This window comes from Deinococcus rhizophilus (genome assembly GCF_030271215.1).
Taxonomy (GTDB): domain Bacteria; phylum Deinococcota; class Deinococci; order Deinococcales; family Deinococcaceae; genus Deinococcus; species Deinococcus rhizophilus.
This window is the reverse complement of sequence record NZ_JASNGB010000180.1, coordinates 1-6,213: the sequence shown is the minus strand read 5'-3', so window position 1 is coordinate 6,213 and position 6,213 is coordinate 1. Positions and strand designations below refer to the sequence as shown.

Annotated in this window: 8 protein-coding genes and 1 pseudogene; 8 read left to right on the top strand and 1 reads right to left on the bottom strand. The window is 70.5% G+C overall.

The window, feature by feature from the left end:
* The coding region (locus QOL99_RS14295; protein WP_285524800.1) for a heme exporter protein CcmB at positions 1-361 on the top strand (361 nt) is incomplete at its 5' end.
* Between the two features lie 121 nt (positions 362-482).
* Here the strand turns inward: QOL99_RS14295 and QOL99_RS14290 are convergent.
* Positions 483-1,208, bottom strand: a complete 726-nt coding sequence (locus QOL99_RS14290) for a hypothetical protein (RefSeq protein WP_285524799.1) — start codon at positions 1,206-1,208, stop codon at positions 483-485.
* A gap of 196 nt (positions 1,209-1,404) precedes the next feature.
* On the opposite strand from QOL99_RS14290, the gene ccsA reads away from it, so the two are divergent.
* The 7 genes and pseudogenes from ccsA to QOL99_RS14255 all read left to right on the top strand — a co-directional run.
* Positions 1,405-2,115 (top strand): cytochrome c biogenesis protein CcsA, encoded by a 711-nt coding sequence (gene ccsA / locus QOL99_RS14285; protein ID WP_285524797.1) that lies wholly within the window; start codon positions 1,405-1,407, stop codon positions 2,113-2,115.
* Positions 2,108-2,230, top strand: a complete 123-nt coding sequence (gene ccmD, locus QOL99_RS14280) for a heme exporter protein CcmD (protein WP_285524796.1) — start codon at positions 2,108-2,110, stop codon at positions 2,228-2,230. Before ccsA ends, ccmD begins: the two co-directional genes overlap by 8 nt.
* The gene (gene ccmE, locus QOL99_RS14275; protein ID WP_285524794.1) at positions 2,227-2,697 is read left to right on the top strand and encodes a cytochrome c maturation protein CcmE; all 471 of its coding nucleotides are present in this window, start codon (positions 2,227-2,229) and stop codon (positions 2,695-2,697) included. The genes ccmD and ccmE overlap by 4 nt, the downstream gene beginning before the upstream one ends.
* A gap of 121 nt (positions 2,698-2,818) precedes the next feature.
* The gene (locus QOL99_RS14270; protein ID WP_285524792.1) at positions 2,819-4,801 is read left to right on the top strand and encodes a heme lyase CcmF/NrfE family subunit; all 1,983 of its coding nucleotides are present in this window, start codon (positions 2,819-2,821) and stop codon (positions 4,799-4,801) included.
* A gap of 124 nt (positions 4,802-4,925) precedes the next feature.
* Complete coding sequence (locus QOL99_RS14265) at positions 4,926-5,507, top strand: TlpA disulfide reductase family protein (RefSeq protein ID WP_285524790.1); 582 nt, start codon at positions 4,926-4,928, stop codon at positions 5,505-5,507.
* Positions 5,504-5,998: a cytochrome c-type biogenesis protein gene (locus QOL99_RS14260; RefSeq protein WP_285524789.1), complete on the top strand. Its 495-nt coding sequence runs from the start codon at positions 5,504-5,506 to the stop codon at positions 5,996-5,998. The genes QOL99_RS14265 and QOL99_RS14260 overlap by 4 nt, the downstream gene beginning before the upstream one ends.
* Positions 5,995-6,213, top strand: a pseudogene (locus QOL99_RS14255) (c-type cytochrome); the annotation flags it as partial. The gene QOL99_RS14260 and the pseudogene QOL99_RS14255, both read left to right, overlap by 4 nt.

Genomic DNA, 6,213 nt, shown 5'->3' with positions numbered 1-6,213 from the left:
GGTGGTGGCGGCCTTCACGCTGCCCACCGGCCTGCTGCTGTTCGGGGCGGCGGGGGCGGGGCAGGCGGTGCCGTGGGGGGCGCTGGCGCTCGTGACCGGGCTGGGCATCCTGGGCCTGAGCGCGGGGACCACCTTTTACAGCGCGATCACCGTGAACCTGCGGGCACGCGAGGCGCTGCTGCCCGCACTGGCCTTTCCCATCCTGGTGCCGGTGGTGATCGCCACCGTGAAGTCGACGGGCCTGCTGCTCGCGGGCGGCCCGTCGGCCGAGGTCACGACCTGGCTGGTCTTTCTGGCGGGGTTCGACGTGGGGACGATCATTCTGGCGACGCTGCTGTTCGGGTTCGCGGTGGAGGGCTGAGTACGCCGCACCTCACACTCCAGCTTTTCAGAAAGGCACCGAACAGTCTCCACTCCCGGTACGACATACTTCTTCGCCATCGCGCTTCGCTCGGTTGATCTCCAGATCGACGGCGTTGTACTTACCCCTCCCCTCCCGCCACCAGCAGCACCGCCCGCCCGTCGTGGTCCCCGGTCGTCTCGGTGGGCGTATCCAGACGCGAGCCCATGTCCACGTACCCGGCACGTTTGTAGAGGCTGGCCGCGTTCAGCCGGTCCGCGAGGTCTTCCCGCGCCACCTGAAAGGAGCGGTAGGGATGCCCCGGCTTCGGCAACAGGCGCACGCCCTCCAGGCTGAACGCCCCGGTAAACGCGAAGCCGCCCTCCACCGCCACCGGCCCGAAGAGGCGCCCGTGGTTGTTGGGCACGAAGAAGGGGTCGTCGCTGAACGCCTCGCCCTTGCCGGTGGGCAGCATGGGGTAGAGCTGCCCGCCGACCTCGCCCCAGTACCCGGTGGAGTGGCCGCCGCGCGGGGGATACCCGGCGGCCCGCATCGCCGTGAGCAGCCGGGTGGTCGCCTCCTGCGGGGTGCGGGCGCCCCGGTCGATCAGCAGCACGTTGACCGGCTCGCGCAGGGTGCGCCCGCCGACCTTCTCGCCCAGCCACGTCGCGGGCACGAGGTCCTTGGTGATCATCCAGCGGCCCACGGCGCCGATGCCGGGCACCGGAACGGTCACGTCGGCGGGGCGGTAGCTCGTCGGGTCGGGCAGCGGCGCGGCGGGAGTGGTGGCCGAGGGCGCACAGGCGGCCAGCAGGAGGGCGGAAACGGCGGCGAGGGCCAGCAGGGGCAGAACGCGGGAACGCTTCATGGGAGCCTCCGTGGAGAAAAGTGGGCGACAGGATGGCCTCCACGGTAGCAGGAAGTGGGGGCAGGCCCTCGCCCCAGCGGGGACACTCGCACTTGCCCGCCCGCCCGCCAGAGCGCGATCCTTGCGGGACGAAGGATTCCTGCGCCCACGGACCTCACGGTAGGGAGGGATGGGCACAGGTCAGAATGGAGCCGAGATGAGACAAGACCGCGTGACGACGGGGCTGGGCCTCGCCACCCTGCTGAGCCTGGGGGTGGCCGTGGCCCTGGGGCTGAGTGCGCCGCTGGACCAGAACCAGGGATCGCTGGTGCGCCTGTTTTTCGTGCATGTGCCCAGCGCGTGGCTGAGCTACCTGGCCTACGGGGGCACCGGGCTGTTCGGGCTGCTGTACCTGCTGACCCGGCAGCGCCGCTGGGACCGGCTGGCGCTGGCGAGTGCCGAGATCGGCGTGCTGTTCACGGTGTCCACCATCGTGGGCGGGATGCTGTGGGCCAAGCCGACCTGGGGCGCGTACTGGGTCTGGGACGCCCGGCTGACGACCACCGCCCTGAGCATCGTGATCTACGGCGGTTATCTCCTGATTCGCTCCCTGATCGACGACCCCGACCGCCGCGCCCGCGTCGCCGCCGTGGTGGGGCTGGTGGGCACCCTGTACGTGCCCGTCAACTACATGGCGGTGGAGTGGTGGCGCGGGGTTCACCAGACGCAAACGCTGAAGCTGCTGGGCGGCATCCGCTTCGACGCCGCGCCGATCTACGGCTGGGTGCTGCTGGTCGCCACGCTCGCCTTTACCCTGCTCTACGCCTACCTGCTGCGGGTGCGCGGCATCCTGGCCGCCCGCGAGGAGGCCCGCGAGGAACGCGAGCTGATGGAAGACCTGCAGGGCATGGAGGTCGCCCGTGGATAAGTACACCGGATACGTCGTGGTCGTGTACCTCGTGACCTTTCTGCTGCTGGTGGGCTACCTGGGCTGGATGTGGTGGCGGCTGCGGCAGGTGCGCGGCGAGGAGGAACGGCGATGACCGCGCCCTCTCCTGGCCCCACCCGGCTGCCCCAGGCACGGCGGCGCAGGCGCAACCCGCTGCCCACCGTGCTGGGCGTCCTGGCGCTGGTGGGCCTGACCGCCTTCCTGGCCTTCGGGAACCTGGGCAAGAGCCTGGAATACTTCGTGACCCCCACCGAGTACGTGCAGCAACGCGCCGAACTGGAAGGCCGCCCGCTGCGGATCGGCGGACTGGTCAAGGCCGTGCAGTACAACCCGCAGACGCTGGACCTGAAATTCGACGTGACCGACGGCAGCGCCTCCTTCCCGGTGCAGTACACCGGGGCGGTGAGCGACCTGTTCAAGGAAGACCAGGGCGTGGTGGTGCGCGGTGAGTTCCAGGGCGACACCTTCCACGCCTCCGAACTCGTGGTGAAGCACTCCGAGGAATACAACGTGCCGCAGACGCAGGCGGAGCTGAAGGACCTGCTGCGGCAGGCCGAGTGATTCCGGTTCGTGAGAACCCGACCGACAGGGAGCAGGAATTGAAGAGTCCGGAGCGCCATGGAAGCACCAAAGCGGAGCGCTGGGGCTGGAGTGAAGTCTCCGGACTCCTGCGGGTGACAACGTGCTGAATCTGATTTCCTTTGACGCCAGCCCACTGGGGGCGCTGGGCCAGCTTTCGCTGCTGGCGGCGCTCGCCTTCACGCTGGGCGGAACGTGGCTGGCGGTGGTCGGCGGCGTGAAGGCCGACGCGCGGGCGACCGAGGCGGCGCGGCGGGCAGTGTGGGCGGTGTTCGCGCTCGTTAGCCTGTCCATCCTCACACTGATGGCGGCCCTGCTGGGCGACGACTTCTCGGTGCGGTACGTGGCCGAGCATTCCATGCGGGCCTCCCCGACGTGGATCAAGGTGACCAGCCTGTGGGGGGCGCTGGAAGGCTCGATCCTGCTGTGGGCGTGGATGCTGGCGGGGTACGCCTTCATCCTCAGCCTGACCCTGCGGCGCGACGCGCTGCGGCCCTGGGCGCTGGCCGCGATGTACGCCAGCCTGCTCTTTTTCGTGGGCATCTGCGCGACGGTCGCCAGCCCCTTTACCCCGCTGGCGCAGATTCCGGCGGACGGGCGCGGACCGAACCCCGCCCTGCAAAACCACTGGATGATGGCGGTTCACCCGGTGCTGCTGTACCTGGGCTTCGTGGGGCTGGCGGTGCCCTTCGCCTACGCGGTGGCCGCGCTGGTGACCGGGCGGCTGTCGGACCACTGGGTCGTCGTGACGCGGCGCTGGACGCTGACCGCATGGGCCTTCCTGACCGCCGCCATCGTTGCGGGCGGCTGGTGGAGCTACGAGACGCTGGGCTGGGGCGGGTACTGGGCCTGGGACCCGGTGGAGAACGCCTCCTTTATCCCCTGGCTGCTGGCGACGGCCTTCCTGCACTCCATCCAGATTCAGGAGCGGCGCGGCCTGATGCGGTCGTGGAACGTGTGGCTGATCGTGCTGGCGTATGCGTCCACGGTGCTGGGCACCTTTCTGAACCGCTCGGGCATCGTGCAGAGCGTGCACGCCTTTGCGGGGGGGCCGGTGGGACCGGTGTTCCTGGGGTTCCTCGCCTTCCTGCTGGTCGCGGGCATCGGGTTGGCCGCGTGGCGAGCGCCGCACCTGCGCGACGAGGGCGAGCCGCCCGCCGCCCTGAGCCGCGAGGGGGCGTTCCTGGCCGGGAACTGGCTGTTCCTGGTGTTCGCGGTGATGGTGCTGGTGGGCACCCTCTTTCCCACCATCGTGGAGGCGGTGCAGGGGCGGCGCGACACGTCGGTCGGCCCGGCCTTCTACAACGCCTTCGCCATTCCGCTGGGGCTGGGCCTGCTGCTGATGATGGGCGTGGGGCCGCTGCTGCCCTGGCGCCGGGCCGAGGGGCAGGGCCTGTGGCGGGCGCTGTGGCCGCTGCTGCTGGCGGGGGCAGGGGCGGCGGTGATCGCCTACGCCCTCGGGATTCGCGGGGTGGGCGTGCTGGCGACGGTGGGCCTGTCGGCGTACAACCTCGTCGGGCTGGGGCTGCTGACCGGGCGGGCGCTGCGCCAGCGGGGGGGCGGCATGGTGGGCCTTCTCCGCGAGCAGCCCCGGCGTCACGGCGCCTACCTCGCGCACGTCGGGCTGGTGGTGATGGCGCTGGGCATCGCCTTTTCGTCGGCCTACCGGCAGGACGCGCAGGTCACGCTGAACGTGGGCGCGGCCCCGGTGCGGCTGCTCAACGAGACGCTGGCGCTGGAGGGCACCCGCGAGGAGCGCAAGCCCTACGGCACGTCGGCCATCGCGCGGGTGCGGATCGACGGCCGAGCCTACGAGACGCGGATGAACACCTATATCCAGGGCGGCGACACGCCCTTCCCGGCCCCCGCCGTGCGCTACGGGCTGTGGGGCGACACCTACCTCGTCGTGACGGCCTTTGGCGAGGAGGGGCGCTGGGCCAGCGTGCGGCTGATTGAAAGCCCGCTGGTGTCGTGGATCTGGTGGGGCACATTGATCGTGGTGCTGGGGGCAGGGCTGACGCTGGTGCCGCCGCGCCGTGCCCCGGCCCGCGTGTCCGCGTTGCAGGCGGCTCCGGCGACGGACTGAGCGTGTTGAAGATGAATCGAGTGGCGAAGGTAGGGCAAGCTGGCGCTTGCCACCCCGCTCTGCTCCGCAGCTCTACGAGTCCCAGCCTCCCCCGCAAGGGGGGAGAAGCAAAAAGAGTGAACCTATGACTGACCTCTCCCCCACTTCCAATCCGACCCCCGCTCCCGCTCCCCTGTGGCGGCGGCTGCTTCCGCCCGTGCTGGCGGCGGGCCTCGTCGCGGTGCTGGGCGCGGCGCTGCTGAGCCCCTCGCGGAACGCCACCGACGGCGGCCCCCTGGTGGGCAAGCCCGCGCCCGGGTTCACGCTGGAGAGCCTGGACGGGGCGCAGGTGAGCCTCGCCGCGCTGCAGGGCCGCCCCGTGGTGCTGAACTTCTGGGCCTCGTGGTGCGAGCCGTGCCGTGAGGAAGCGCCCCTCTTCCGCGAACTCGGCGAGAAACGGAGCGGCGAGACTGGCCCGGCGGTCCTGGGCATCCTCTTTCAGGAGACGAAGGAGCAGAACGCCCGCGACTTTATCCGCGAGTACGCCCTCGCCTACCCCAACCTGCGTGACCCCGGCATCAAGACCGGAATCGACTACGGGGTGGCGGGGATTCCCGAGACGGTCTTTATTGACCAGGAGGGCATCATCCGCCACGTGGACCGGGGTGGGCTGAGCCGCGAGCGGCTGAACGTGGGGCTGGAGAAGATCGGGGTGGAGGGGATTTGAAGCGGCCAGCTTCCAGCCGCCAGCGACCAGCGGGGGCACGGCTTCTGCCTCTGGCGTTCAGCCTGCTGCTCTCCAGTTCCCTCGCCCTGACGACCGATCAGACCCTCCGCGCCGAGGCCATCGGGGACAACCTGCGCTGCCCGATCTGCACCGGGGAACCCATCACCCAGAGCACGAACGACATCAGCCGCGAGATGCTGCGCGACGTGCGCGAGCAGGTGGCAGCGGGGCGCAGCGACGCGGAAATCTACAGCTACTTCGCGGCGCGGTACGGCAATTTCGTGCTGCTGGACCCACCGAAAGACGGTGTGGGGATGTTGCTGTGGGGCGCTCCGCTGGCCGCGCTGGGGGCGGGGGGGCTGGTGCTGTGGCGTTTTCTGCGGCGCAGGCCCACCGCCGCCGCTGCCGCCACACCCGGGCCCGAGGGAGACACCTTTGACCCCTACCTCGCGGAAGTGCAGCGGCGGGCGCGTCGCGGGAAGGAGGCGTGACCCTGAGCCTCGTTCTGCTGGCCCTGATCGTGGGGGCATCGCTGTGGCTGGTGCTCTCGCCGCTGGGGGCCGCCGCGCCGAGTGACCCCGATGCCCCGGAGCGCGAGCGGCTCAGCAACGAGCGTGACCGCCTGTACCGGGAGCTGGACACCCTGACCGACGAGCGGCGACGGCCTGACCTCGAGCGCCGCGCCGCGCTGACCCTGCGGGCGCTC